The organism is Arthrobacter sp. zg-Y179, from assembly GCF_020907345.1.
In the GTDB taxonomy this organism is placed as follows: Bacteria; Actinomycetota; Actinomycetes; order Actinomycetales; family Micrococcaceae; genus Arthrobacter_B; species Arthrobacter_B jinronghuae.
The window spans coordinates 448,843-474,475 of sequence record NZ_JAJJOB010000010.1; the positions used below are offsets into that span (position 1 = coordinate 448,843).

Annotated in this window: 17 protein-coding genes; 8 read left to right on the forward strand and 9 right to left on the reverse strand. The window is 64.9% G+C overall.

The features are described from left to right. Window positions 1–26: 26 nt before the first annotated feature. The gene (locus LOC56_RS13310) at window positions 27–1,709 is read right to left on the reverse strand and encodes a thiamine pyrophosphate-binding protein (protein ID WP_229952710.1); all 1,683 of its coding nucleotides are present in this window, start codon (window positions 1,707–1,709) and stop codon (window positions 27–29) included. Further along, window positions 1,699–2,673 carry an agmatinase gene (gene speB, locus LOC56_RS13315; RefSeq protein WP_229952712.1) on the reverse strand — a complete coding sequence of 325 codons (975 nt, stop codon included), beginning with the start codon at window positions 2,671–2,673 and terminating at the stop codon, window positions 1,699–1,701. Before speB ends, LOC56_RS13310 begins: the two co-directional genes overlap by 11 nt. Before the next feature lie 124 nt (window positions 2,674–2,797). On the opposite strand from speB, the gene LOC56_RS13320 reads away from it, so the two are divergent. Beyond that, a complete protein-coding gene (locus LOC56_RS13320; protein WP_229952713.1) occupies window positions 2,798–4,489 on the forward strand; it encodes an FAD-dependent monooxygenase in 1,692 nt (563 codons plus the stop codon). 25 nt (window positions 4,490–4,514) lie between these two features. Here the strand turns inward: LOC56_RS13320 and LOC56_RS13325 are convergent, their stop codons facing one another. Further along, window positions 4,515–5,090 (reverse strand): helix-turn-helix domain-containing protein, encoded by a 576-nt coding sequence (locus tag LOC56_RS13325; RefSeq protein ID WP_227923078.1) that lies wholly within the window; start codon window positions 5,088–5,090, stop codon window positions 4,515–4,517. Between the two features lie 150 nt (window positions 5,091–5,240). On the opposite strand from LOC56_RS13325, the gene LOC56_RS13330 reads away from it, so the two are divergent. After that, window positions 5,241–6,773 carry a sodium:solute symporter gene (locus LOC56_RS13330; RefSeq protein WP_229952715.1) on the forward strand — a complete coding sequence of 511 codons (1,533 nt, stop codon included), beginning with the start codon at window positions 5,241–5,243 and terminating at the stop codon, window positions 6,771–6,773. Window positions 6,774–6,780: 7 nt separating this feature from the next. Here the strand turns inward: LOC56_RS13330 and LOC56_RS13335 are convergent, their stop codons facing one another. Together LOC56_RS13335 and LOC56_RS13340 are read right to left on the reverse strand one after the other, a co-directional pair. After that, window positions 6,781–7,950 carry an AI-2E family transporter gene (locus LOC56_RS13335; protein WP_229952716.1) on the reverse strand — a complete coding sequence of 390 codons (1,170 nt, stop codon included), beginning with the start codon at window positions 7,948–7,950 and terminating at the stop codon, window positions 6,781–6,783. A 16-nt stretch (window positions 7,951–7,966) separates the two neighbouring features. Further along, the gene (locus tag LOC56_RS13340) at window positions 7,967–9,754 is read right to left on the reverse strand and encodes a long-chain-fatty-acid--CoA ligase (protein ID WP_331460948.1); all 1,788 of its coding nucleotides are present in this window, start codon (window positions 9,752–9,754) and stop codon (window positions 7,967–7,969) included. A gap of 333 nt (window positions 9,755–10,087) precedes the next feature. On the opposite strand from LOC56_RS13340, the gene LOC56_RS13345 reads away from it, so the two are divergent. From LOC56_RS13345 to LOC56_RS13370, 6 genes are all read left to right on the forward strand, one after another. After that, entirely contained in the window at window positions 10,088–11,218 is a 1,131-nt protein-coding gene (locus LOC56_RS13345; RefSeq protein WP_229952717.1) for a VIT1/CCC1 transporter family protein, read from the forward strand. Between the two features lie 155 nt (window positions 11,219–11,373). Further along, a complete protein-coding gene (locus tag LOC56_RS13350; protein WP_229952718.1) occupies window positions 11,374–12,636 on the forward strand; it encodes a DUF6507 family protein in 1,263 nt (420 codons plus the stop codon). Next, window positions 12,633–14,498, forward strand: coding sequence for an alpha/beta hydrolase (locus LOC56_RS16315; RefSeq protein ID WP_229952719.1), 1,866 nt, complete (start codon window positions 12,633–12,635; stop codon window positions 14,496–14,498). Before LOC56_RS13350 ends, LOC56_RS16315 begins: the two co-directional genes overlap by 4 nt. After that, window positions 14,495–15,079 carry a hypothetical protein gene (locus tag LOC56_RS13360; RefSeq protein WP_229952720.1) on the forward strand — a complete coding sequence of 195 codons (585 nt, stop codon included), beginning with the start codon at window positions 14,495–14,497 and terminating at the stop codon, window positions 15,077–15,079. The genes LOC56_RS16315 and LOC56_RS13360 overlap by 4 nt, the downstream gene beginning before the upstream one ends. A 447-nt stretch (window positions 15,080–15,526) precedes the next feature. Further along, window positions 15,527–17,434 carry a BCCT family transporter gene (locus LOC56_RS13365; RefSeq protein ID WP_229952721.1) on the forward strand — a complete coding sequence of 636 codons (1,908 nt, stop codon included), beginning with the start codon at window positions 15,527–15,529 and terminating at the stop codon, window positions 17,432–17,434. 294 nt (window positions 17,435–17,728) lie between these two features. Beyond that, window positions 17,729–19,282 (forward strand): alpha/beta hydrolase family protein, encoded by a 1,554-nt coding sequence (locus LOC56_RS13370; RefSeq protein WP_229952722.1) that lies wholly within the window; start codon window positions 17,729–17,731, stop codon window positions 19,280–19,282. 65 nt (window positions 19,283–19,347) lie between these two features. Here the strand turns inward: LOC56_RS13370 and LOC56_RS13375 are convergent, their stop codons facing one another. The 4 genes from LOC56_RS13375 to pcrA all read right to left on the reverse strand — a co-directional run bounded on the left by LOC56_RS13375 (window position 19,348) and on the right by pcrA (window position 25,592). Then, window positions 19,348–20,751: a sugar porter family MFS transporter gene (locus tag LOC56_RS13375; protein WP_229952723.1), complete on the reverse strand. Its 1,404-nt coding sequence runs from the start codon at window positions 20,749–20,751 to the stop codon at window positions 19,348–19,350. A 77-nt stretch (window positions 20,752–20,828) separates the two neighbouring features. Further along, window positions 20,829–21,731, reverse strand: a complete 903-nt coding sequence (sucD, locus tag LOC56_RS13380) for a succinate--CoA ligase subunit alpha (RefSeq protein WP_229952724.1) — start codon at window positions 21,729–21,731, stop codon at window positions 20,829–20,831. A 36-nt stretch (window positions 21,732–21,767) separates the two neighbouring features. Beyond that, entirely contained in the window at window positions 21,768–22,937 is a 1,170-nt protein-coding gene (sucC, locus tag LOC56_RS13385) for an ADP-forming succinate--CoA ligase subunit beta (protein ID WP_229952726.1), read from the reverse strand. A gap of 204 nt (window positions 22,938–23,141) precedes the next feature. Continuing rightward, window positions 23,142–25,592 carry a DNA helicase PcrA gene (gene pcrA / locus LOC56_RS13390; RefSeq protein WP_229952727.1) on the reverse strand — a complete coding sequence of 817 codons (2,451 nt, stop codon included), beginning with the start codon at window positions 25,590–25,592 and terminating at the stop codon, window positions 23,142–23,144. Window positions 25,593–25,633 lie beyond the last annotated feature (41 nt).

Consider the following 25,633-nt stretch of genomic DNA (forward strand, 5'->3'; position numbering starts at 1 on the left):
CGGATGGAAGGGGCATGGGATTCGATTCAGACGAGGTGGGTGGGAGCAAAAAGACCTATCCGCGCTTCAACCACAACTACGTTGGGGCCTTCTCCGGCAAATGCCTCTTCCAGTGCGGTGCGGATGCTTTCCGGGGCGCAGCGGCGGGCGGGCACACCGAAGGATTCCGCGAGCTTCACGAAATCCGGGCGCGCGAGTTCCGTTGCGGTGGCCTTGCCGAACGCGTCCTCCATGTATTCGCGCAGGATGCCGTAGCCGCCGTCGTCGACAATCAGCCAGGTCACCGGAAGGCTATGCTGCCGGGCCGTGGCCAGTTCGGAAATGGAGTACATGGCCGAACCGTCACCGGACACGGCAAGCACCCGCTCCCCCAGGCCCACCGCGCCGCCGATGGCGCCCGGATAGCCGTAGCCCAGGCCGCCGGCGCCCTGGGCGGAGTGGAACCGGCCGGACCTGGCGTCCCAGCAGCTCCAGGCCCAGTAGGCGGAGATGGTCATGTCCCAGTAAGTCTGCATGTCATCCGGGACGGCGGCGCGGATGTCCGCCATGAAGCGGCGTTCCATGTCCAGCCCCTGGGTATCCAGCCGCGCCTGCACCCGGGCCAGGGCACCGGCCACGAGTTCCTCGGAGGTTTGGCCGTGCCAGTCGGGACGCTGTTCCGCCGCCGGAAGGGCGGCGTCGAGCGCCTCCAGGGCCTGCCGGGCGTCGGCTCGGATGCCCAGCGCAGGACGGTTGGATTCCAGGACCCGGGGTTCGGCGTCGATCTGGATGATCCTGCCGCGGGGGGCCATGGTGAAGTAGTTGGACGTCACTTCGCCCAGCGAGGAGCCGATGACCACCAGTACGTCGGCATCTTCGAGGACCTCCGTCATATGCCGGTCCTCCATCCAGGACTGCAGGGACAGCGGATGGTTCCAGGGGAAGGCCCCGTTGCCGCCGGGCGTGCAGATCACCGGGGCATGCAGCTTTTGGGCAATGGACAGCAGCGCGGCCTCGGCGCCGCTGCGGCGCACGCCGCCGCCGGCAATGACGGCGGGCCGGCGGGCATCGGAAAGCCAGCGCACAGCCTCCTTGACCAGTTCGCTGCGCGGAGGGTTGTCGAACGGTTCCGCCAACGCGTCTTCCACGGCAGGCACCATGACCGGATTGAGCAGCACGTTCTGCGGGATCTCGATCCACACCGGCCCTGCCGGCGAGGAGATGGCTTCGGTCCACGCGTCCTGGATGGCGGACGGGATGCCGGAGGCATGCTGGATCAGGCGCTGGCTCTTGGTGACGTTGGCTGCGGAGGCCTTCTGGTCATCGAGCTGGTGCAGCATTCCCCGGCGCCGCGCCCCGAGCCCGTCAATGGGGATCTGGCTGGCCACCACGATCATCGGCACTCCGGTGGCATAGGCCTCCTGCAGCCCGGCCAGCGAGGTCAGGGCGCCGGGGCCGGTGGACAGGAAAAGCACTCCGACCTGCCCGGTGGCCCGGGAAAAGCCGTCGGCCGCAAATGCGGAGTTGTTCTCCACCCGGGAGGAGATGAACTCCAGCCGCGAGCGGGAGAGCGCATCGAACAGTCCCAGGGCATGCTGGCCGGGGATGCCGAATACCTTGCTGGCACCGAGGGCTTCGAGGGTTTCCACCACCAGGTCTCCGCCGTTGCGGACGGGACCGGCGACGGGAACGCCGTCACCCGTTCCCGGAGCGGCCGATTCAGTGCTCATCCGACAGTCCCATCAGGGTGATCAGGTCATAGGCCACGTGCGAGGCGGCCACGGCGGTGATGTCCGCATGGTCGTAAGCAGGGGCGACTTCGACGACGTCGGCGCCCACCAGGTTCAGTCCACGCAGTCCGCGCAGGATCTCCAGCAGTTCACGGCTGGTGATGCCGCCGGCCTCGGGGGTGCCGGTCCCCGGGGCATGGGCCGGGTCCAGGACGTCGATGTCCACGGACACATACAGCGGACGGCTGCCGATCCGGTCCCGCAGCTTCGCCACCACCTCATCCACGCCCTGGCGGAAGACATCGGAGGAGGTCAGGATGCCGAAGCCGAAGCGGCGATCATCCTCGAGGTCCTTTTTGCCGTACAGCGGACCTCGGGTGCCCACATGGGAGATGGCCTCGGTATCGAGGATGCCTTCCTCGACGGCGCGGCGGAACGGGGTGCCGTGCGTGTACTCGGCGCCGAAATAGGTGTCCCAGGTGTCCAGGTGTGCGTCGAAGTGCAGCATGGCCACCGGAGAACCGGCACGCTCAGCGGCGGCGCGCAGCAGCGGCAGCGCAATGGTGTGGTCCCCGCCCAGGGTCAGGAGCTTGGTGCCGTTCCCGGTGAGGTCCAGGGCGTTCTGCTGGACGGTCTCGATGGCCTCATTGATATTGAAGGGGTTGACGGCCATATCGCCGGCGTCGGCCACCTGCAGGTTTTCGAACGGGGAGGCATCCAGGGCGGGGTTATACGGACGCAGCAGCCGGCTTGCCTCGCGGACGTGGTTGCCGCCGAACCGTGCGCCGGGCCGGTAGGAAACTCCGCTGTCGAAGGGCACTCCCACCACCGCGACCTCGGCGTGCTCCACCTGGTCCAGACGGGGCAGCCGGGCAAAGGTTGCAGCTCCTGCGAAGCGCGGGACCTGCGCCGCGTCCACGGGTCCGATGCGGCCGTTCACGTTCACTCGGGGAAGGTTGTCCATAGGTACTGTCTCCGGTTCCGGGATGGGCGTCGTCGCCCGGTGTGCTGGGTTACCTGAGGGTAACCAAAAGTTTACCTAAAAGCTAAAGTGGAAGTGCGGTTGGGGTCAAGACTAGGCTGAGGACATGGCGGCTCACGATAACAGCGAAGACCCGAACTACGACGTCGATGTTCTGATTGTTGGTGCCGGCCCTACAGGCCTTGCCCTGGCCGCCCAGTTGGCTGCCTTCGGCGCCAGCTTCCGCATCATCGACCGGCGCCAGTCCCCCGGGACCGAATCGCGGGCCATCGCCATCCAGCCGCGCACTCTGGAAGCGCTGCGCCCCTTCGGCGTCAGCGGCGAGCTGGTTGCCGCAGGGCGTCCCGCGCGCGAGCTGCACCTCCACCTTCCGGAGGAAACGCTGGAAGTAGACCTGTTTGACTCCGGGCTGGAGGATTCGGCGTTCCAGCAGCTGCTGTTCCTGTCCCAGACGGAAACCGAGCGCATTCTGACCCAGCACCTGCTCTCCCGCCGGGTGCGTATCGAGCGCGGCGCGGAGCTGCAGGACCTGGCACGCCTGGATCCCGAGGACCCGTTTGCCGGCATGGAGGCCAAGGTCCAGCGGATGGACCGCGGTATCGAGCGCATCCGCGCCCGTTACGTGGTTGGTGCCGACGGTGCCGGGAGCACGGTCCGCGCCAAGGCAGGCATGGACTGGCGCGGCGGAGCCTACCCCGACACCTTCATCCTGGCCGACGTTGAAATTGACGGTGCGGAACCGGATGCCGTGCATTCCTACCCCACCGAGGACGGTTTCCTCTTCCTGTTCCCGCTCGGCGGCTCAGCCACATGGCGGATGATCGCGATGAAGCCGCCGCATCGGCCGGCCACCCTTGAAACGATGCAGGAGCTGGCCGACACCTTTACGCACGGCGCACTGCACGTGCGGGATCCGAAGTGGATCAGCACCTTCCGCCTGTCGCACCAGATGGCCGAGTACTTCCAGCAGGGTTCCGTGTTCCTGGCCGGCGACGCCGCCCATGTCCACTCCCCCGTTGCCGCCCAGGGCATGAACACCGGCATCCAGGACGCACTGAACCTGGGCTGGAAACTGGCCCTGGGTGCCCGCGGCCTCGCCAGCGATGAACTGATCGACAGCTACGACGCCGAGCGCCGGCCCGTGGGCCGGGAGGTGGTGTCCACGACGGACCGCATCTTCAAGCTCGCCACCAGCCGCAATGGCCTCAAGAAGCTCCCCCGTACCAAGCTCCTGCCCGCGCTGGCCCCGAAGGCCATAGGCTGGGACGGACTCCGCTCCCGGCTCTTCCGGACCATGGCGCAGCTGAACATCAACTACCGCGGCAGCAGCATGGTCGACGCCGGAAACTCCCGCCTTCCGGCGCTCCTGGCCCGCGGCGTCCGGCCCGGTGACCGCCTGCCCGATGCCGATGTCATCTACCAGGACCGGGAACGGCGCCTGCAGGATCTGGTGGCCGCGCCCGGCTTCGCCATCCTCCTCAGCGGACCCGGCTGGCCGCAGGACGCACCGCATCAGCTCCGGGCGGCACTGCCCCAGCTCGCCGGCCTGCTGAATATCCAGCAGCTGACCGTCGGCAGCAGCCTGATTGCCAATACCCCCGGCATCATCAAGGACGTCAGCGGTCTGGCTTTCCACCGCTTGGGCCTGAGCTCGCGCCGGCCTGAACTGCTGGTCATCCGCCCAGACGGTTACGTGGGCTACCGGTCGGCCGGCAGGGACATCACCGGCGCGGTGGAGTACCTGCAGCGGCTGACCGGTGAAGCCCCGGCCGAGCCGGTGGCGGGCGAAACAGCCTAGGCTCGGCTGTCCCCGGCTCCCCGGCCTAGGCGCCGCCGGGGCTGACGAGGGTCCAGAGCACAATCGTTTCCTCGTCGGACGGGTTGTGCCATGAGTGCGGTTCCCGGCCGGGGAAGGTGACCGTGTCACCGGTAGTAAGTTCAATCCGCTCGTTGCCCAGGATGAGTTCGAAGCTGCCCTGGGCAACATGCAGCACCTCCACCTCGCAGTCCACCGAATAAAGATCGGCTTCGCCGGACCCGCCGGGTGCAATCACGGAGCGGACCACTTGGACGCGCCGCTCGGTCCGTGCCGTGACCAGCCGTTCCACGATTCCCTCGCCGCCCAGGCTGATACGCGGGGCATCCGCCAGGCGCGTCACATTGGTTTCCGGCGCGGCAAAGAGGTCACCGATGGAAATGGAAAGCACCTGGCACAGGGTCAGCAGGGAAGCCACTGACGGAGAGGTCAGGTCCCGCTCCACCCGGCTGAGGAAACCCTTGGTGAGGCCGGTGGCTTCAGCCACCTGCTCAATGGTCAGATGCCGGGCTTGGCGTGCGGAGCGGATCCGCACCCCAATCGCCACCGGAGCGTTGGTCGGTTCTACGGGCAAAGCCTTCATGCTTATGAGCATACCGAGGGAAACATGCACGTAATGCGGTGGTATTGCGAGGCGGCTAAATTGACGGCGTGACTGAAAACACACTAGTTTCAGTAAACACTTGTTGCCTGTCAGGCAATTCGACGCCGGTTCCCTAGCTCGAGGACTGCAATGGAATACATCAACGGGACCATCGTGGTCCTTTACCTGCTGTCAATGTTGGGTTTCGGTTGGTGGGGCAAGTCCCGCACCAAGAACGTCAGCGACTATCTGGTGGCCGGCCGCCGCCTGGGGCCGCTCTTTTACACCGGCACCATGGCCGCCGTCGTCCTCGGCGGGGCATCCACCGTCGGCGGGGTGGGGCTCGGGTACAAGTACGGCCTCTCCGGCATGTGGCTGGTGGTCGCCATCGGCACCGGAGTCCTGCTCCTCAGCTTGCTCTTCGCCTCCACATTGCAGAAGCTGCGGATCTACACCGTGTCGCAGATGCTGTCCCTGCGCTACGGGACCGAATCCACCAAGGTCTCCTCGATCGTGATGCTGGCCTACACGCTGATGCTCTGCGCCACCTCCACCGGCGCCTATGCCACCATTTTCGTGGTCCTCTTCGGCTTTGAGCGGTGGCTGGCCATCGCCGTGGGCGGCGCCGTCGTCCTCATCTACTCCACCATCGGCGGTATGTGGTCCATCACGCTCGCCGACATGGCGCAGTTCATCATCAAGACCATCGGCGTTTTCGCCCTGATGCTGCCCTTTACGCTCTCCGCTGCCGGGGGCCTTGACGGTATCCGGGAGCGTGCCGGAGCGGAATTCTTCAGCATCACCGGTATCGGCGCGCAGAGCATCATCACCTATTTCGTGGTCTACACGTTGGGCCTGCTGATCGGCCAGGATATCTGGCAGCGGGTCTTCACGGCCCGCACCCCGCTGATAGCCCGCTGGGGCGGCACCGCGGCCGGGATCTACTGCATCCTCTACGGCGTGGCCGGGGCACTGATCGGCATGGGCGCCAGCGTCGCTCTTTCCGCGGTGGAGTCCCAGGACGATGTCTACGCCGATGTCGCAATGAACCTGCTGCCCGTCGGCATTGGCGGCCTCGTCCTGGCCGCTGCAGTGGCCGCCATGATGTCCACGGCCTCGGGAGCGCTGATTGCTGCAGCCACCGTGGCGCGGACCGACGTCGTCCCCTTTGTGAGCGGATGGTTCCGCCGTGGTTCCGGCAGTTCCACCGGCCAGGTGGCCGGTACCGAACCGGAGACCGGGGATAAGGCCGGGGAAGACATTGCGTCCAACCGCTACTGGGTACTCGGGCTGGGCGTCCTCGCGATCCTCGTGGCCATCGTGGTCCAGGACGTGGTCGCTGCGCTAACCATTGCATACGACATTTTGGTGGGTGGACTGCTGGTGAGCATCCTGGGCGGACTGGTGTGGAAGCGCGGCACCGGACTGGGGGCAGGCGTGTCCATGGCCGTCGGAACCGTGGTGACCCTGGGCACCATGATCTACCTTGAGCTCCAGGCAGCGGCCCCGTACGACGGCGTGTATGCCAATGAACCGATCTACTACGGGCTCGCCGCCTCGGCCGTTGCCTACTGCGTGGTTTCCCTGCTCTCCCGGCCCACGGCCCCCGAGGTCCGGGCGGCTTGGGACAAGCGGGTGGCCGGCACCTCCACCGCAGAGGCGGAAGGGGTGCCGGCCGTCTAAGCCGGTACTACTTTTCCGCGGATTCCATTTCCGGCTGGTCCTCCGGATCCGGAATCTCCTTCGCTTCGTCGAGATCCTCGCCGTCGTCTTCCCCGGTCCAGACCTTGATCACGGCCCAGCCCACTGCCGCGATCGGGACCGCAAGGATGGCGCCGACAATGCCGGCCAGGATGGTTCCAGCGGTCAGGGCCAGCAGGATCACCAGGGCGTGGATGCTCAACGACTTGCCCATCACCACCGGCTGCAGGAAGTTGCCCTCCAACTGGTTCACCGCGATGATCACCACGACGACAATCAGGGCAACAACCGGCCCGTTGGCCACCAGCGCAATCAGGGCTGCGAAGACACCGGCTGCGGTGGCACCAACCAGCGGGATGAACGAGCCGACAAAGACGATCACAGTCAGGGGCAGGGCCAGCGGAACCTGCAGGATGAACAGCGCCGCGCCGATGCACACCGAATCGACCAGCGCCACAATGGCGGTGCCGCGGATGTACCCGCCGAGGACCTCCATGACGCGGAAGCCGGAGAGGCGGGCCTTGTCCCGGCGGTCACCTTCCGGGAACATGCGCAGGAAGAAGGCCCAGATGCGGTCCCCGTCCTTGAGGAAGTAGAACAGGACCACTGCCATCAGCAGGAACCCGGTGGCAAAGGTCGTGGCCGCGGAGATCCCGGCGATGGCCCCGCTGCTTACCGTGCTGCTGGTTGCAAAGTCGATCACCGCATCCCGCGCGTTGGCGAGCATCTCCTGGTCGATCGGGAGCGGGCCGTTAAGTACAAAGTCGTAGAGCTGGTCGAAGCCTGCCACGGCCTGGTCCACCAGGTCGCCCCATTCGCTGCGGATGGCGAAGACAATTCCGGTGACCAACCCGCCGAAAATCCCGAGCAGCAGCAGGAAGGACAGGCCTGTCGCCAGCGCGCTGGGCCATCCCTTGCGGCGCAGCCAGTTCACGAACGGAGCTATTGCCGCGCCCAGGATCAACGCCAGCAGCACGGGAATAACCACAAGCGTGACCTGCAGCAGCCCGTAGACCGTCACCGAAACCAGAAGCAGGATCAGCAGGATCTGGGCGGAGCGCTGGCCGGCGTGGCCGAGGGCGCCGCTCCAGTACCGTCCGGGTCTGGCGTGATCCGGCTGGGTATCCCGTTCAACCCTGTCAGGGCTTGATGCGCTCATGTTTGCTTCTTCCTGGTCACGGCTTGCTCTGGGGATCAGTAGGGGAATTTGTTTCTGCGGTGCCGTCGGCCTGCGCGGAACCGGCGCTGCCGTTCTGCAGGCTGTCGCGGACATGCCGGCGCAGGACCTTGCCGATCAGGGACTTCGGCAGCTCCTGGATCTCCACGATCCGGCGGGGCACCTTATAGGCTGCCAGTTCCTTGCGTACGAACGCCCGCAGTTCCTCGGCGTTAAAGCGGGAACCCGCCTTGGGTACCACCGCTGCCACCACGTCCTCGCCGCCGCCGGAACGGAGCAGGCCGACGACGGCGACGTCGTCGACGGATTCGTGGCGCTTCAGGGCGTTTTCCACTTCCGAGGGGGAGACATTGAAGCCGCCGGTAATGATCAGCTCCTTGATCCGGTCCACGATGGTAACAAAGTGGTCCTCGTCCACGGTGACAATGTCTCCGGTACGGAACCATTCGCCGTCGAGCAGCACCGCCTCGGTTTCCCGGGGCTTGTTCCAGTAACCGGCAAAGACCTGCGGGCCCTTGATCAGCAGTTCGCCCCGGTGGCCCTGGGGCACGTCGACCGAAGGATGCTCGGGATCCACCACCCGGATGTCGGTCAGCGGGAAGGGAACGCCCACCGTTCCCGGTTTCCGCGACTTGGCGAACGGGTTGCCCAGCGCGATGGGAGAGGTTTCAGTCAACCCGTAGCCTTCGATCAGGAGTCCGCCGGTGGCCTCTTCCCAGATTTCGACCGTCCGAGGCGGGAGGTTCATGGCACCGGAAATGGCGGACCGGACACCCTTGAGGGAAATGTTCTGTTCCTTGGCTCCGGCGGCCAGGCGCTCGTAAATGGGCGGTACGGCAGGGAGGAAGGTGGCCGGGGTCTTTTTCATGGCCTTGAGCGTCATGTCGACGTCGAACTTGGGGAACAGCACCACCCGGGCACCCAGGCTCATGGCGGTGGTAAGGCACAGGGTCAGCCCGTAGGCATGGAACATGGGCAGCACGGCGTAGAAGGTTTCATTGCCGGGCTTCAAGCCGGGAACCCATGCCCGCCCCTGTGCCGCATTGGCCACGAGGTTGGCGTGCGTCAACATGGCGCCCTTGGGATCTGCGGTGGTTCCGCTGGTGTACTGGATTGCTGCCAGATCCGTCGCCTCCGGACGCGGATGGCGTTTGCGCAGCGGGCGGTTGTCCAGCAGTTCCTGCCACCGCACCACTCGCCGCGGCCCACGGGGCGGACGTTTGGACGGGGAAAGGGCGGCCCGGGCCTCGCGCAGGGCGGGAACGGGGAGCTTCAACGCCAGCCGGTTGACCAGCGGCATGGCCGGGATCAGGTCCACCGAAACAATGCTGCGCACCGGAATATCTGCCGGCAGCTTCTGGACGTTCTCCACAACCTTGTCCCAGACAACGGCCACCGTGGCGCCGTGGTCCTCGAACTGGTGCCGCAGCTCCCGGTCCGTATAGAGCGGGTTGTGTTCCACCACCACGGCTCCGAGCCGGAGGACGGCGTAGAACGCGACCACGTGCTGCGGCGAGTTGGGCAGCACAAGGGCCACCCGGTCTCCCTTACGCACGCCGAGCTTCATCAGGCCCGTCGCCGCACGACGGATCTGGTCACCCAGTTCCTCGTAGGAAGTGGTGGCACCGAAAAACTGCAGGGCGGTCTTGGACCGGTATTTGCGGACCGAGCTCTCCACCACGTCAACGAGGGATTCATCCGGGAGGCTGAAGCCTTCCAGGACTCCCTCGCTGTAGTGGCGGGTCCAAGGGCGGGCAGGATCCGTAAGAGGGAAGTTTTTGCTCACAATCTGACTGTAGCGCCTGCCCGTCACGGACAAGAAGTCAGGGTGCTTAGGGCCGAAACCGGGCTGGGGCGGACCCGCGCATCTCCGGCCGGTTCAGCCACCGGATTCGACTACACTAGGACACGCGAAGGGGAGTAGCTCCGGTGCGGACTTGATGGGTTATCCCAGACGGTTCGGTTTCCGCCGAGGCCTGTCGACATACTGGACGCCGCGGCGTCCCGGCAGTCCACCCGCCGGCATCACGCCGCGGGCGAGCGAGACCTTCGGTCAGAAGAGTTGTCTTTTACTTTGAACTGACCGGATCCCCCGTTTCCGGTCCCTGTCAGGAGCACCGTGAATTCCCCTTCCTCGCCGGAGCCCGCATTCAGCGATTCCAGCGTTCCCACCAACGCCGACAAAAAGCGATGGCGGCAGTATCTGGCCGATGAACAGGCCGAAGCAGCAACCTACCGGTATCTGGCTGAGCGCCGGGACGGTGAGGAACGCGACATCCTCCTGGCACTGGCCGAGGCTGAGGGCCGCCATGAAGAACACTGGCGCACGCTGCTGGGCGACGACGCCGGGCGCAGGGCCCGTGCTTCCTTCCGCAACCGCGTCCTCGGCCTGCTGGCCCGCCGTTTCGGCTCGGTGTTCGTGCTGGCCTTGGCGCAGCGCGCCGAGGGCCGCTCCCCCTATGCCCGGGATCCCAACGCCACCAGTGCGATGGCCGCCGATGAACAGATTCACGAGGAAGTGATCCGCGGGCTGGCCACCCGGGGACGGACCCGGCTGTCGGGGAACTTCCGGGCGGCGGTCTTCGGCGCCAATGACGGGCTGGTCAGCAACCTTGCCCTCATCATGGGCATCGGCGCCACCGGGGTGTCCAGTACGTTCATCCTCATCAGCGGTCTGGCCGGCCTGCTTGCCGGAGCGTTGTCCATGGGGGCGGGAGAATATGTCTCGGTCCGGTCCCAGCGTGAACTCCTGGAGGCCTCCCGGCCGACCCAGATCACGCTGTCGGCCGCGAAGTCGCTGGACATTGACGCCAACGAGCTGGTGCTGGTCTACCGGGCACGCGGTATGACCAAGGAGGCGGCCGAACACCGTGCGGCGGAACGGATGGGCCTCTACAGCTGCGACTGCGATCCGAGTTTCTCGCTGAACCCCGAGGCTGACGCCGAAGACAAACGCGACGAGCACGAGTCCGTAGGGACGGGGCTGGGTGCTGCTGCTTCCAGCTTCTGCTTCTTCGCATCCGGTGCGGTGATTCCGGTACTCCCCTACCTGTTTGGCCTCACCGGGATGACCGCCGTCGTCCTCTCCTGTGTGCTGGTGGGCCTGGCACTGTTGATGACCGGCGCCGTCGTCGGCCTGCTCTCCGGCGCCTCGCCCCTCAAACGGGCACTGCGGCAGCTGGCGATCGGCCTTGGTGCAGCCGCCGCCACGTATCTGCTGGGCATGGTTTTCGGGACGACCGCCCTCTAGGACACGGAGCATGGGTAGTTCTCCCCATGTACGGATTTCTTCCGGCGGGTTATGTTCTTCCTGACAATCAGGGGGAACTGTCAAAGTGCGGCTCTCCCGCCGCCTCGCGACTGCAGCATTCTTACTGCGTTCGGGGCCCGTACAAGGGGGAGAAAATGGGCGCCTATGACATAGACGCTGCAACAGTAGGCAGGATAATCACGGACACCGAGTCCATCCTGTTGCAGAACGAGAGTCTCTACATCGACCTTCAAGACCGGATCGACGGGGTTGAAACCGCACTCGGCAAGAGTGGGGCACTCGCGGGGTTTTCCACGTTCGCTTCAGAGACGCTGATGCCGGGCGCCAAGACGGTAATCACCCGGGGCGATAACGCCGTCCTGGCAACCCGGCGGGCCCTGAACGCATATGTCCAGGGTGACGAGGAGATGGTGGCGAATGCGCAGCAGGCGGCAGCGAGCATCGCGCCGCTGGCCATTGGCGCTGGAGCCGCAGGCGGTGCTGCGATTTCCCGCGGCAAGTGGGAGAGGAACCTGACTCCCGCGCCGGCACCTGCCCCAGCTCCCGCGCCAGCACTAGCGCCTTCACCAAGCGTGCGCATGCCGGCAGCTCCTGCTCCCGTTGCGCCCGCTCCGGTTGCCCCTGCCCCGGCGCCCGCCCCTGCACCGGCACCCGCTCCAGGAAACGTACTCCATCCCCTGCCGATGCCCCTCCCCGAAGCCAAGCCGGGTGAACACGTCTACCACCCGCTGCCGATGCCCCTCCCCGAAGCCAACCCGGGCGAACACGTCTACCACCCGCTGCCGATGCCCCTCCCCGAAGCCAACCCGGGCGAACACGTCTACCACCCGCTGCCGATGCCCCTCCCCGAAGCCAACCCGGGCGGAAACGTACTCCACCCGCTGCCGGCGCCCCTCCCCGAAGCCAACCCGGGTGGACACATCGCCGAGCCTGCGCCCTACTACCCGGGCAACCCGGGCCGTGTGTGGCCGGGAATAGACCCCGGATTCTGGGCCGACCCTTCGCGTCCGGGCGTCGAGCGGCTTCCCGGCGAACTGCCGCAGGAGATCACGAAGATGCCCGACGTCATCCACGCCGAGCCGTGGATGCCGGAAGTCATCCACTTCGAGCCAAGGCCGGAATACATCCATGCCGAGCCGTGGATGCCCGAAGTCATTCACTTCGAGCCAAGGCCGGAATTCATCCACGCCGAGCCGTGGATGCCCGAAGTCATCCCTTTCGAGCCGATGCCGGATACGGCGCCCGGAGACTTTGGGGGCGCCGGCGTTATACCCGAACCCGTCCCCGTGCCGCGGGAAATCAACGGCATTCCGGTAGTCGATGCGATCCTCCTAGCTGACCAGGCACCGTCCGACGCGGAGCCCAACAAGACCCGCGGAAGGTGGGGTTTGACGTGAGCATCAATGTTGATCTGAGTGGTACCGACAATCTGCCCAACGAAGCGGCACTGTTGGCTGCTGCCGGCAGGCTGGACAGACGCGCTGAACGCATGGCCGATACCTTGGACGATGCACAGGCCAAGTGGCAGACGGTGAGTGCCTTCTACCGCGCCCCGGAAGCAAGTCTCGTGTACACGGCTATGGACAAACCGCGCGAAGACGGCGAGGAGATGCTGCTTGCGGTGCGCTCCTCAAAACAGGCGTTGGAGGTCTTTGCGGGAGAAATCACCGCAATCAAGGCAAAGCGCGCTGAACTCAAGGCCAAAATTGCAACTGCCCAAGCGCAAGACAAACGCGAAGCCGAAATCATCGATGGAATGGGAGAATTCGGGTTCCTAGGAGAGGCTGTCAGTAAAATCGGGTCCGTCTTGGACTCCGCAGACGCTTTCATGGATCAATTCATGCTCCAAAGAGAAGCGGACCAGCTGGCAGCCGACCTGCAAAAGGCAGAGCAGGAGTGTAACCGGGCGCACCAGGCCTTGGTTCGCCCTGCTGCTGATGTTCCGCCAATCAGCAAGGAAGCCCTGAACGAATGGGCTATCCAGGACGTCACCCAGGCCTATAACCGGGTGCAGAACTCCATCGGTGACCCGACTGTAGCCATGCAGCAGTATCTTGCGCTCTTGGCCGGGCTCAGGCCTGACCAGATGGAACAGTTCCTGGCCCGTAACCCGGAGGCTGCTCTGTCGCCGCCGGCCCTCGGATCGGATCCCCAGAAAAACAAGCAAGCCTGGGAGAAGCTCACCCCGGAGCAACGCGCTGTCATCAGCCAGAAGGTGCCGTCGCTCGTGGGTAATCTGGAGGGCATTCCTTACTCAGACCGAATTGCCGCGAACAACGCAGCGCTGGACCTGGCACTGGCCCAGAAGCCGCTTCCGGATGCACAGCGGGATGTCCTGAAGGAAATAAAAGCGGCCGTCGATGCGGGTCGTGACGACACAACCGTCCGCGGACTCATTTCCTTTGATCCCACGCACCCGCCGCTCGCCGCCCTGGCTATCGGAAATATGGATACTGCGGATAACGTCACGTGGAATGTCCCGGGGATGGGAACGACGGCGGGGTCCATGGACAATTGGGCCGAGGGATCACAGAACATTTACGATGCCCAACTGAAGCTCGGCGGCGGCGACCCGGCGGTAGTTGCCTGGATCGGTTACCACACACCAGGCATGCCGCCCTCCACCGAAGTCTTGGGCAACGAGCATGCCCTAGACGGTGGTGAGCGGCTTGCCTCATCGTTGAACGGCTTCAACGCTGCCAGCGACGGCCGCGACACTTACGTTTCAGTGGCAGCGCACTCCTACGGCACCACGACCACCGCCCACGGCCTGACCGGGATTGATTTTGACGTGGACTCCGTGGCGTTTTACGGCTCCGCAGGCCTGGACGATACGGCACTGGCGGACATGCGCATTAAAGATGGTCCCGAGGGACAACCGGCACTCTTCGCCACCCATGCATCCCAGGACCAGGTTGCCTGGACCGGCAACGTCCTCTCGCAGCGCACCGACCCATTGGGTGACGGTTTCGGGTCACATGAATTCAGTTCGGAAGGGGACGCAGAGCGGGAGCTCAAGCAGACCCTCGGGCACTCCGCCATCGGGGAGGACGGTGACAAATGGAATCCCCTCCACACCTACGATGAACATGGGTATCTGGACAATGGAACACAGAGCCTGGATTCCATCGCCAAGATTACAACCGGAAACGGCGATGAGGTCCTACAGCGCGAGGAAGAATTAGCGGATACTTCGAGAGCCTTTGAAGAGAGACGGTCTGAGATGCCTTACTACCCGCACAGTTTGGGCAGGCGATGAACCGGCTGACCCTGGCGGTCGGCTCGATCGCCCTTGCCCTAGCCCTAACGGTGGCCGGCTGCGCCACCCCGTTCGAATCAGAGGACACCATGAAAAGTGAAAACAGCGAAGCCGTGGATCAGTCCAGGCCTGCCTCGGAGCTGCTCGCCAGGATGCTGGAGTTGAGCGACGAAACCACCAAGGTCCACGGCGGTCAATGGACCTATTCCAACGACGCACGTTCTGCCTGGGACGGTACGAAAACAAGCGGGTATGTCGCATACACCTGTACGAGGCTAAAGCCCGGAAGCGGTGAGAAGCGCTCCTACCGCTACAGGACGATGATCATGGGCCCGGCAGTGGAAGACCCGGAAGCCGCGATGGAGAAGTACGTCTCGCACTTCGAACAGCAGGGGTTCACCGAAACCAACCGCTACGATTCCCCAGTGCCCAAGTCCGTGGGACCGGGGTACTACATCATGGTTACCCTTCAGGATGAGGAGGGAAGCAAATTGGTTTACCAAGCCGGGAATCATCTCAGCAGCCTGACTTATGAAGGACCATGTTCCTACGATCCCGAAATGGAATTCCGGACCACCTAGGAAGACCACCACATGGCAATTCGAACCATCTCAGCAGCCTCACGGTGCAGCGCCCCTGCACGGATGATCCTGCGATGAAGATTCGCCCCGGCCGGGAACCTTAACAGCTTCACCTCAGCATCCGTGGCCCGGCGCACAGTGCGGCGTGGCCTACAGCACAGCTACCAAGTACGGCGCCGGGGAACAGTGCGCAAGCGCCCGTGCGGCGTCCTCCGGGGACGCTGTCCAATTTGACTTGGTGCGCCGCAGGCCGCGAGTCTGGAACTAACACACTTGCGAATTATGTAAAGGGACGCAGAAGCTAGGCAGCGTTACTTTATCGATTCCGGTGGACGGGAAACCGTCCACCACACGCTCAAATAAAGAGTGGCTGCCATTCTGCCTGCCCGGGTCCTCCAAGGAGGGTTCGGGCCCTTTTGCGCTGACATGCTGACATAAGGAAGGCCTATGGCTACCACAGAAGGTCCACCGCGCGACGCCGGAAGGCATGCGGCTGACCCCGTCGCCCCGGTTCCCGCCACCACCCACTCCTCCGTTGCCCCGGAGGATCCCTCCACTTCGTCGATGCCCATCGTGGAGCAGGAACACGAACTCGTCCAGCAGTTGATCGAGGGACAGCGCGAGCAGGAAGCGGCGCTCAATCGCGGCGTGCCTGCGAAGCTCGACAAGGTGATCTTCGCCATCACCGGTGCCCTTGCGCTGGCGTTCATCGCGTGGGGTTTCTTCGGGACAGACAGCCTGTCCGCCGTCTCCTCGACGGCACTGGACTGGGTCATCACTAACGCGGGCTGGTTCTTTGTGCTCCTTGCCTCGTTCCTCGTGGTTTACGTGATCTGGCTGGCTGTGGGACGCTACGGCAAGATTCCCCTAGGCCACGACGGCGAGGAACCGCAGTTCAAGACGATCTCCTGGATCTCCATGATGTTCGCCGCAGGCATGGGCATCGGCCTGATGTTCTACGGCGCGGCCGAGCCTCTGTTCTACTACATCTCCCCTCCCCCGGGCACCGTTGACGGCCAGACCCCCGAGGCCCTGCAGACCGCCATGGGCACGTCCCTGTTCCACTGGGGTCTGCACCCGTGGGCCATGTACGCCGTCGTCGGCATTGCCATGGCCTACGGCACCTACCGTCTCGGCCGCCGTCAGCTGATTTCGTCGGCCTTCACCTCACTCTTCGGCGTGAAGCGGGTGGAAGGCCCGCTGGGCAAGGTGCTGAACATCTTCGCCATCTTCGCTACCCTCTTCGGCACCGCGGCATCACTGGGCCTCGGCGCCCTGCAGATCGGCAGCGGCCTGCAGTCGGTCGGGTTCCTCGGAACCGCCGGAACAACCGTCCTCGTCGCGATCGTCGCGATCCTCACCGGTTGCTTCGTGGCGTCCGCGGTTTCCGGTATTTCCCGCGGCATCCAGTGGCTGTCCAACATCAACATGGTCCTCGCGCTGGTGCTGGCCGCCATCGTTTTTGTTGTGGGGCCGACCCTGTTTATCCTCAACGTCATTCCGGCAGCGATCGGTGACTACGCCACCAACCTGGCACAGATGGCTTCACGCACCGAGGTGTCCGGCGACGAATCCATGCGCGCCTGGCTCTCCAGCTGGACCATCTTCTACTGGGCCTGGTGGCTGTCCTGGACGCCGTTCGTCGGTATGTTCATTGCCCGCATCAGCCGCGGCCGCACCATCCGCCAGTTCGTCACCGGCGTGCTGGTGGTTCCTTTCGTTGTCAGCGTGGTCTGGTTCTCGATCTTCGGCGGCGCCGCGATCGGTACGCAGCAGGAAGCGGCAGCCAACGGCACACCGGGACTCACCACAATGGTCGACGGTGAACCCACCATTGATTTCGACGGCTCGCTGTTCGACCTGATTGCAGCCCTCCCCATGCCGAACCTCCTGGCCACTGCGGTGGGTATCCTCGCCATGGTCCTGGTGGCCATCTTCTTCGTCACCGGAGCGGATTCTGCCTCCATCATCATGGCGTCGCTGAGCTCCAACGGGGCCGAGCACCCGTCACGCGGCGTCGTTATCTTCTGGGGCGTCCTTACCGGCGCCGTTGGGGCGGTGATGCTGCTGGCAGGCGGCGATGACCCTGCCGAGGCGCTGGACGGCTTGCAGCGGATCACCATTGTGGCCGCGCTGCCCTTCGCCGTGGTTATGCTGCTGATGACCATCGCCTTGGCCAAGGACCTGGCCAAGGACCCGCTCTCACTGCGGCGCCGGCTTGCCGTTTCCGTGGTGGACCGGGCCATCCAGGCTGGCGTGGACGAACATGGCTCCTCCTTCGATCTGCACACCACCGAGCACGACGACGGCCCGGACGCGGCAGTGCCGGCTAACACCGCGCCGGAACGCAAGTAGCTGGCCAGCACTACTACAGCGCCTTTGAGAAAAGGCGCCCACTAATACGGGAAGGTTCCCGCACGTTATCAGTGCGGGAACCTTCCCGTATCTGCTTGGTGCGCTTCTCCCAACAAGTTTGCCTACCCGCTGCCCCCGGCCTCGGGTCCAGTAGACCGCTGTACGAGCCGTGGTTTTCAGCGCTTCGAGGCCGGATTCCCTTGCTCCCCTTGTGCCGTCACCCTTCTCCTCATAGTCTGCGGAAAGTTACCGCCCGGTAACCACTTGTGCTTTCCCACAGACAATGAGGTCACTATGAGGAAACATCTTGGCATCTTGGCGGTGTCCGCCGCGCTTTTGGGGTCATCCCTGGCCGCGGCGCCCGCCGTCGCAGCGCCGGCCATCGCTGCACCCGCACCTTCCAGCCGCACCGACGTCGTTATCACCAGCTTTGACGGCACCCCCATCCACACGAACTTCTTCCCCGCCACCGGTCTTGCAGCCGGACAACAGGCACCCACCGTGATGGTGGGCCCCGGGTTCGGGCTGCCCGGCGGCCGTATCCCGCTGTCTTCCACCAGCACGCTGATCGGCTCCATCGGTATCGCTCCCCTGCGGGACGCCGGCTACAACGTGGTGACCTGGGACCCCCGCGGTTTCGGGCTAAGCGGCGGTGAGGCCTACGTCAACAATCCTGCCTATGAGGGCAGGGACGGGTCAGCGATCATCGACTACATTGCCGCCCAGCCCGAAGCTCAACTGGAGTCCCCCGGCGACCCCGTCCTCGGCATGGCCGGGGCGTCTTACGGCGGGGGTATCCAGTTTGTCCTCGCCTCCCAGGACCAGCGGGTGGACGCCATCACCCCGACCATCGCCTGGAATGACCTAACCACCAGCCTGTACAAGGCCGGTTCCTTCAAGTCCGGCTGGGGCGCCCTGCTCTGCGCCGAGGGGACGGCGCTGGGACAGCTGGGCTCGCTCGTGGGCAACCAGGGCGCCCTCGCGGCTCCGGTCCGCAAGGCCTGCCAGGAAGGCCTGACCTACCCCAACCAGCTCAGCGCCGAATCCATTGCATACTTCGAATCGCTGACCCCGGATACCCTGTTCACCTCGATCACGGCTCCCACCCTGATCATCCAGGGCACGGCGGATACGCTCTTCACGCTGGATGAGGCCCGGCGCAACTATGACCTCATCCGCAGCACCGGCACACCCACCAAGATGCTGCAGTTCTGCGGCGGACACGGGCTGTGCAATTCCACTGCCGGACCGGACCGGATCACCCCCGCGGTGTTGAACTGGTTTGCCCGCTACCTCCGGAACGAACCCGTGGACACCGGCGCGGCCTTCCAGTTCATCGACCAGACCGGCGTGACCCGCGGAGCGCCGGGCTACCCGCAGGCCACCGGCGCCCTGACCGGTACCGGGAAGGGGTCAATCATCCTCTCCCCCGCCGCCATCAGCGGGGCAGTCGTGGCGGCCGCCGTCGCTCCGGTGGCAGTCAACGTCCCCATCAGCGCCCCCACGGTGACGACGTCGGTCTTCGGCGCACCGCAGCTGACGCTGACCTACCGCGGCTCGGCCCGGCAGGTCAACACCCATGTCTATGCCCAGATCATTGACCGGTCCCGATCCTCCCTCGTGCTGGGAAACCAGGTCACACCGATCCCGCTGATCCTGGATGGGAAGGAACATACCCTAACCATCCCCCTGGAAGAGGTTTCCTACACCGCCGGCCCAAATACCCGGCTGGTCCTGCAGGTCACGCCCGCCACCTCCGTCTACGCGCTGCCGAAGGCGACGGCGCTGACCAGCTTCACGGCGTCTGTCACCGTGCCCACCGTGGCCGCCTACCCGGCGATCCCCTAGGGCCAACTAACGCAAAGAAGGGAACCTGCCGGTGGCAGGTTCCCTTCTTTGCGCGCGTCCAGTTCCTATTTAGTACCGGCCGCCCGGAGCTGTTCTTCCACCTGCTCCAGGCTCTGCCCCCGGGTCTCCGGAACGAAGCGGCGGACAAACACCAGCGCCAGCAGGCCCAGCACCACGAAGATGAAGAAGGTCTTCGAGATGCCGATGGCGTCCATCAGGATCGGGAAGGAGAAGCCGACGGCGAAGTTGGTCATCCACTGCACGAAAACCGACAGGCCGATGCCCAGGCCGCGGACCTTCAACGGGAAGATCTCCGAGAGCATCAGCCACGTCACCGGCGAAACGGCTCCCTGCTGGAAGGCCAGGAAAGTGACCGTCAGGGCCAGGATGATGTAACCGCGGACGCTGCCTTCGGTGACGAAGATGGATACCAGCCCGATCAGCAGCAGCGAGGACCCGGTGCCGATCAGTCCGGTCATCAGCATTTGCCGACGGCGGACGCGGCCCAGCAGCCAGATGCCGAAGATAGCCGCTGCCACGGACACCACACCGTTGGCAATGTTGGCGGTGAGCGCTGCCTCGGTACCGAAACCGGCGTCGGCAAGGATCTGCGTGCCGTAGTACATGATCGCGTTCACTCCGGTGATCTGCTGAACGATGGACAGTCCCATACCGATCAGCAGCACCCTCAGCAACCAGGGTTCCGCGAAGTCCCGCAGCGTGCCCGCCTGTGCCGATTCCTTTTCCGCCAGGCCGCGCACTTCCCTGTATTCAGCCTGTGCGTCGTCCGCGCTGCGGATCCGCTGGAGGGCGGCGAGGGTTTCCGCAAAACGACCCTTCGAGGCGAGCCAGCGGGGGCTCTCCGGAACGAACGCAATGCCTACCCACAGGGCAATGGCCGGCAGGGTGGCCACAACCAGCATCCAGCGCCATACGCCCTGGTCCTCACCCCAGATGTTGCCGATGACCGCGTTGGCGACAAAGGCGACCAATTGGCCCGTCACAATCATCAGCTGGTCCCGCGTCACCATTTGTCCGCGGCGTTCCGCCGGGGCAAGCTCGGCGAGGAACACGGGGACGAGCGCCGAGGCGCCGCCCACGGCCAGGCCGAGCACAATCCGGGACAGGACCATCACGGCGATCGTCGGGGCCAGGGAGGTGCCGAGGGTACCCAGCAGGAAGACGACGGCGAGGGCCATGAGGATCCGGCGCCGGCCGAACCTGTCCGTCAATTTCCCGGAGATGGCTCCGCCGAAGGCCGCGCCGAAGAGCAGGCTGGAGGTGATGAGGCCCTCGGTAAACGGGGTGAGCCCCAGATCGTCCTGCATGTAGGGCAGGGCGCCGTTAATGACACCGGTGTCATAGCCGAACAGGAAACCGCCGAGGGTGACAATCCAGGAAGCACGGCGCAGCGACCGCCGGTGCGGGCCGGCTTTCGGGGCCGAGCCGTTTGAAACTGAGGTGGACATTTCCGTCTTTCTTCTGGGACGCACAAAACCCCCGTCCACCATATGTTTCCGGTGGGCGGGGGCGTGCAGGTACGGACCTAGAGGGCTGCGTAGACTTCGCGCAGCAGCGTGGCGGTCTCGGACGGCGTCTTGCCGACCTTCACGCCTGCAGCCTCGAGGGCTTCCTTCTTGGCCTGTGCGGTTCCGGCAGAACCGGAGACAATGGCGCCGGCATGGCCCATGGTCTTACCTTCGGGAGCCGTGAAGCCGGCCACGTAGCCGACAACCGGCTTCGTGACGTTGGCCTTGATGAATTCAGCGGCACGCTCTTCGGCGTCGCCGCCGATTTCGCCGATCATCACGATGGCCTTGGTTTCGGGATCCGCTTCGAAGGCAGCGAGTGCATCGATGTGGGTGGTGCCGATGACCGGGTCGCCGCCGATGCCGATGGCGGTGGAGAAGCCAAGGTCGCGCAGCTCGTACATCATCTGGTAAGTCAGCGTGCCGGACTTGGAGACCAGGCCGATGGGGCCCTTGCTGGTGATGTTGGCGGGCGTGATGCCGACCAGTGCTTCGCCGGGGGTGATGATGCCGGGGCAGTTCGGGCCGATGATGCGGGTGACCTGGTTGCCGTCGGCGTCCACCTTGGACTGGGCGTGGGCCCAGAACTCGGCGGAATCCTGCACCGGAACGCCTTCGGTGATGACGACGACGAGGCCGATGCCGGCGTCGATCGCTTCCATGACGGCGTCCTTGGTGAAGGCCGGCGGCACGAAGACGATGGAGACATCGGCGTCGGTCTTGTCGATGGCCTCGGCTACGGTGCCGAAGACGGGCAGTTCAACGTCGCCGTGGGTGACGGTGGTGCCGGCCTTGCGGGCGTTCACGCCGCCGACAACCTGGGTGCCGGCCTTGAGCATCAGGGCGGTGTGCTTGGTGCCTTCGCCGCCGGTGATGCCCTGAACGATGACCTTGGAGTCCTTGTTCAAGTAGATAGACATAGGTGGGTTCTCTCTTCTAGGTTTCGACAGGCTCGGTTAGCGAGCAGCGTGAGCGAGCTCGGCGGCCTTGTCGGCGCCTTCGTCCATGGTGGTGGCCAGGGTGACCAGCGGGTGGTTGGCCTGGGCAAGGATGCGGCGGCCTTCCTCGACGTTGTTGCCGTCGAGACGGACGACCAGCGGCTTGTTGGCTTCGTCGCCCAGGATCTCCAGGGCCTTGACGATGCCGTTGGCCACGGCGTCACAGGCGGTGATTCCGCCGAAGACGTTCACGAACACGGACTTGACCTGGGAGTCATTCAGGATGACGTCCAGACCGGCGGCCATGACGGAGGCGGAGGCGCCGCCGCCGATGTCCAGGAAGTTGGCCGGCTTCACGTTGCCGTGCTTTTCGCCGGCGTAGGCGACGACGTCGAGGGTGGACATAACCAGGCCTGCACCGTTGCCGATGATGCCCACTGCGCCGTCCAGCTTGACGTAGTTGAGGTCGTTTTCCTTGGCCTTGGCCTCGAGCGGATCCGCGGCGTCCTTGTCTTCCAGCGCGGCGTGGCCGGGCTGGCGGAAGTCGGCGTTTTCGTCGAGGGTGACCTTGCCGTCGAGGGCGAGGATCTCACCGTTGCCGGCCTTCACCAGCGGGTTGACCTCAACGAGGGTGGCGTCTTCCTTGGTGAAGACATCCCACAGCTTGATGATGGCGTTCATAACGCCTTCGCGCAGCTCGGGGGCGAACCCGGCGGCGTCGACGATCTCTGCGGCCTTGGCGGAGTCAATGCCGACGGCGGGATCAACGGCAATGCGGGCGAGTGCGTCGGGACGCTCCACGGCCAGCTGCTCGATCTCCATGCCGCCTTCAACCGAGCACATGGCCAGGTAGTTGCGGTTCGCGCGGTCCAGCAGGACCGAGAAGTAGTATTCCTCGGCAATGTCGGCACCCTGGGCAATCATCACCGTGTTAACGGTGTGGCCCTTGATGTCCATGCCGAGGATGTTGGATGCGTGCTCGAAAGCTTCATCGGCGGTCTTGGCAACCTTCACGCCGCCGGCCTTGCCTCGGCCACCAACCTTGACCTGCGCCTTGACGACTACAACGCCGCCGATCTTCTCAGCAGCAGCTTTGGCTTCTTCAGGGGTGTGCGCCACGATTCCGGCGAGCACGGGTACTCCGTGCGCCTCAAACATATCGCGCGCCTGATATTCAAACAGGTCCACGGGCTAGTGTCCTTCTACGTCGAAGTAGGGGTTTACATGCGATCTGGCGATCGCAGAGCAGATGCATCCGGCCGGTCTGCCCCATCAGGAACTTTAGTCCCTTGGGGCAGAACGCCGATCCCAGACTACCCCTTTAGTGATAAAGCACACAGTTCTATCGTTTGTAGAAAATGCCCTGTCTGGGTTATGAAAAAAATTCCCTGCTCAGCTCTCTTTGGTAAGCGGCGCGTAACGCAGCAGCAGGCGTTTTTCGCCGACGTCGAACTTCACCTTCGCTACCGTCTTGTCCCCTGCGCCTTCCACTGCCAGCACGGTGCCGGAGCCGAAGGACGTGTGGTTGACCCTGTCTCCGGCGGCCACGGACACAACTTCCTTCTGCGGCTGCACGCGGCCGATGGCCTTGGCCACCGGCGAGTTGGCGGTGCTGCCGCCGGTGCCGCTCGGCGCTCCGGCGCCCCAGGAGGATCCGCCGTAGCGGCTTGAGGTGATGCTGCCTCCGCCGCCCCAGGTGGGACGGTCCATACCCTCGCGCTTCCACTCGATCAGCTCGGCCGGGACTTCGCTGACAAACTGGCTGGCGGGGTTGTACTGGCTCTGGCCCCACATGCTGCGGACCTCGGACCGGGTCAGGTACAGGCGCTGGCGTGCGCGGGTCAGGCCCACGTAGGCCAGCCGCCGTTCCTCGGCCAGTTCCGCCGGGTCCGTGGCCGAACGCTGGTGCGGGAACAGGCCCTGTTCCATGCCGGTGAGGAAGACGACCGGGAATTCCAGTCCCTTCGCGGTGTGCAGGGTCATCAGGGTCACCACGCCCTGCCGGCGGGATTCCTCGACGGCGGCCGCGACTTCCTCCGCCGAACCGCCGGGCGCGTCGGGGATGGAATCGGCGTCTGCCACCAGGGAGACCTGTTCCAGGAACTCGCCGAGGGAACCCTCTGGATTGTCCCGCTCGTATTCGCGGACCACTGCCACCAGTTCGGCCAGGTTCTCGACCCGGGATTCGTCCTGCGGGTCATTGCTGGAGCGCAGCTGGGCCAGGTAGCCGGTCTGTTCCAGGACGGCTTCCAGGGCAGCGGACGCGCCGGAGCCGCTGGCCACCTCGGCGAGGTCGTCAATCAGCTTGACGAAGCCGTTGATGGAATTGAGCGACCGGGTGGCCAGGCCCGGAGCCTCCTCAGCACGCCGCAGGGCTGCCATGAAGGAGATCCGTTCGCGTTCGGCGAGGGCAGCCACGGAGTACTCGGCGCGGTCGCCGATGCCCCGCTTGGGTTCGTTGAGGATCCGGCGCAGGTTCACGACGTCGTCCGAATTCACCAGCACGCGAAGGTAGGCCAGCGCGTCCTTGATTTCCTTGCGCTCGTAGAACCGCGTGCCGCCGACCACCTTGTAGGGCAGGCCCACCCGCACCAGGACGTCTTCCAAGGAACGGGACTGCGCGTTGGTCCGGTAGAAGACGGCGACGTCGCCCGGGCGCAGGTTTTCCTCGTCCTGCAGGCGGTCGATCTCCTCGGCGATGAAACGGGCTTCCTCGTGCTCGTTCTCGCCCACGTAGCCGATGATCTTTTCGCCGTCACCCTCCGCTGTCCACAGCCGCTTCTCGGGGCGGTTGGGGTTACGGGAGATCACCGCGTTGGCGGCGTTGAGGATGGTCTGCGTGGAGCGGTAGTTCTGCTCGAGCAGGATGGTCCGCGCGCTGGGATAGTCCTTCTCGAAGTCATTGATGTTGCGGACGTCGGCGCCGCGGAAGGCGTAAATGGACTGGTCGGAGTCGCCCACCACGGTGAGTTCGGCGGGCGGCACGTCCAGCGCGTCGTCGTCGCCGCCCACCAGTTCGCGGACGAGGGCGTACTGCGCGTGGTTGGTGTCCTGGTACTCGTCCACCAGGATGTGCCGGAAGCGCCGCCGGTAGTACTCGGCGACACCGGGGAACGCGCGGAACATAAACACTGTCTGCGCAATCAGGTCATCGAAGTCCATGGCGTTGGCCTGGCGCATCCGCTGTGCGTAGCCCTTGTAGACATCTGCGACGGCCTGCTCGAAGGGATCGGAGTAGTTGGCCGATTCAGCGTAGGACTCTTCGTCGATGAGTTCGTTCTTCAGGGCGGAGATCTTGTTCATGATCGACTTGGGCGTGAAGCGCTTCGGATCCAGGTCCAGCCCCTTGGCCACCAGCGTGATCAGGCGCAGCGAGTCCGCCGAGTCGTAAATGGAGAAGTTCGAGTTCATCCCCACGGTCTTGGCTTCCCGGCGCAGGATCCGCACGCAGGAGGAGTGGAAGGTGGAGATCCACATGGTCTTCGCGACGCCGCCCACCAGGTTTTCGATCCGCTCGCGCATTTCGGCGGCGGCCTTGTTGGTGAAGGTGATGGCGAGGATCTGGCCGGGGTTGGACCGGCCGGTGGCGAGGAGATAGGCGATCCGGTGGCTGAGCACCCGGGTCTTGCCCGAGCCGGCACCGGCCACGATCAGCAGCGGCGAGCCGGCATGCTTCACCGCTTCCTCCTGCTGCGGGTTCAGCCCCTGCAGCAGGTCCGCGGCCCGGCTTTCATCCGCGCAGGAGGAGCCCCTTCGCTCAGTGCCGGAATGCGGCGCCTTTGCGGCAGGCGCCGGTTCGGCTTTGCGGGGTGCGGGAAAGAGTGGATCAAAGAGATAGTCCATGATGGCTTTAAGTCTAGGCGCTGCGGCCGACATTCCGGTGA

Coding starts and splice junctions, on each gene's coding strand:
- LOC56_RS13310 (WP_229952710.1), bottom strand. CDS start 1,709: ATGAGCACTGAATCGGCCGCTCCGGGAACGGGTGACGGCGTTCCCGTC.
- pcrA (WP_229952727.1), bottom strand. CDS start 25,592: ATGGACTATCTCTTTGATCCACTCTTTCCCGCACCCCGCAAAGCCGAA.
- LOC56_RS13330 (WP_229952715.1), top strand. CDS start 5,241: ATGGAATACATCAACGGGACCATCGTGGTCCTTTACCTGCTGTCAATG.
- LOC56_RS13320 (WP_229952713.1), top strand. CDS start 2,798: ATGGCGGCTCACGATAACAGCGAAGACCCGAACTACGACGTCGATGTT.
- speB (WP_229952712.1), bottom strand. CDS start 2,673: ATGGACAACCTTCCCCGAGTGAACGTGAACGGCCGCATCGGACCCGTG.
- LOC56_RS13370 (WP_229952722.1), top strand. CDS start 17,729: ATGAGGAAACATCTTGGCATCTTGGCGGTGTCCGCCGCGCTTTTGGGG.
- LOC56_RS13325 (WP_227923078.1), bottom strand. CDS start 5,090: ATGAAGGCTTTGCCCGTAGAACCGACCAACGCTCCGGTGGCGATTGGG.
- LOC56_RS13360 (WP_229952720.1), top strand. CDS start 14,495: ATGAACCGGCTGACCCTGGCGGTCGGCTCGATCGCCCTTGCCCTAGCC.
- LOC56_RS13335 (WP_229952716.1), bottom strand. CDS start 7,950: ATGAGCGCATCAAGCCCTGACAGGGTTGAACGGGATACCCAGCCGGAT.
- sucD (WP_229952724.1), bottom strand. CDS start 21,731: ATGTCTATCTACTTGAACAAGGACTCCAAGGTCATCGTTCAGGGCATC.
- LOC56_RS13365 (WP_229952721.1), top strand. CDS start 15,527: ATGGCTACCACAGAAGGTCCACCGCGCGACGCCGGAAGGCATGCGGCT.
- LOC56_RS13350 (WP_229952718.1), top strand. CDS start 11,374: ATGGGCGCCTATGACATAGACGCTGCAACAGTAGGCAGGATAATCACG.
- LOC56_RS13375 (WP_229952723.1), bottom strand. CDS start 20,751: ATGTCCACCTCAGTTTCAAACGGCTCGGCCCCGAAAGCCGGCCCGCAC.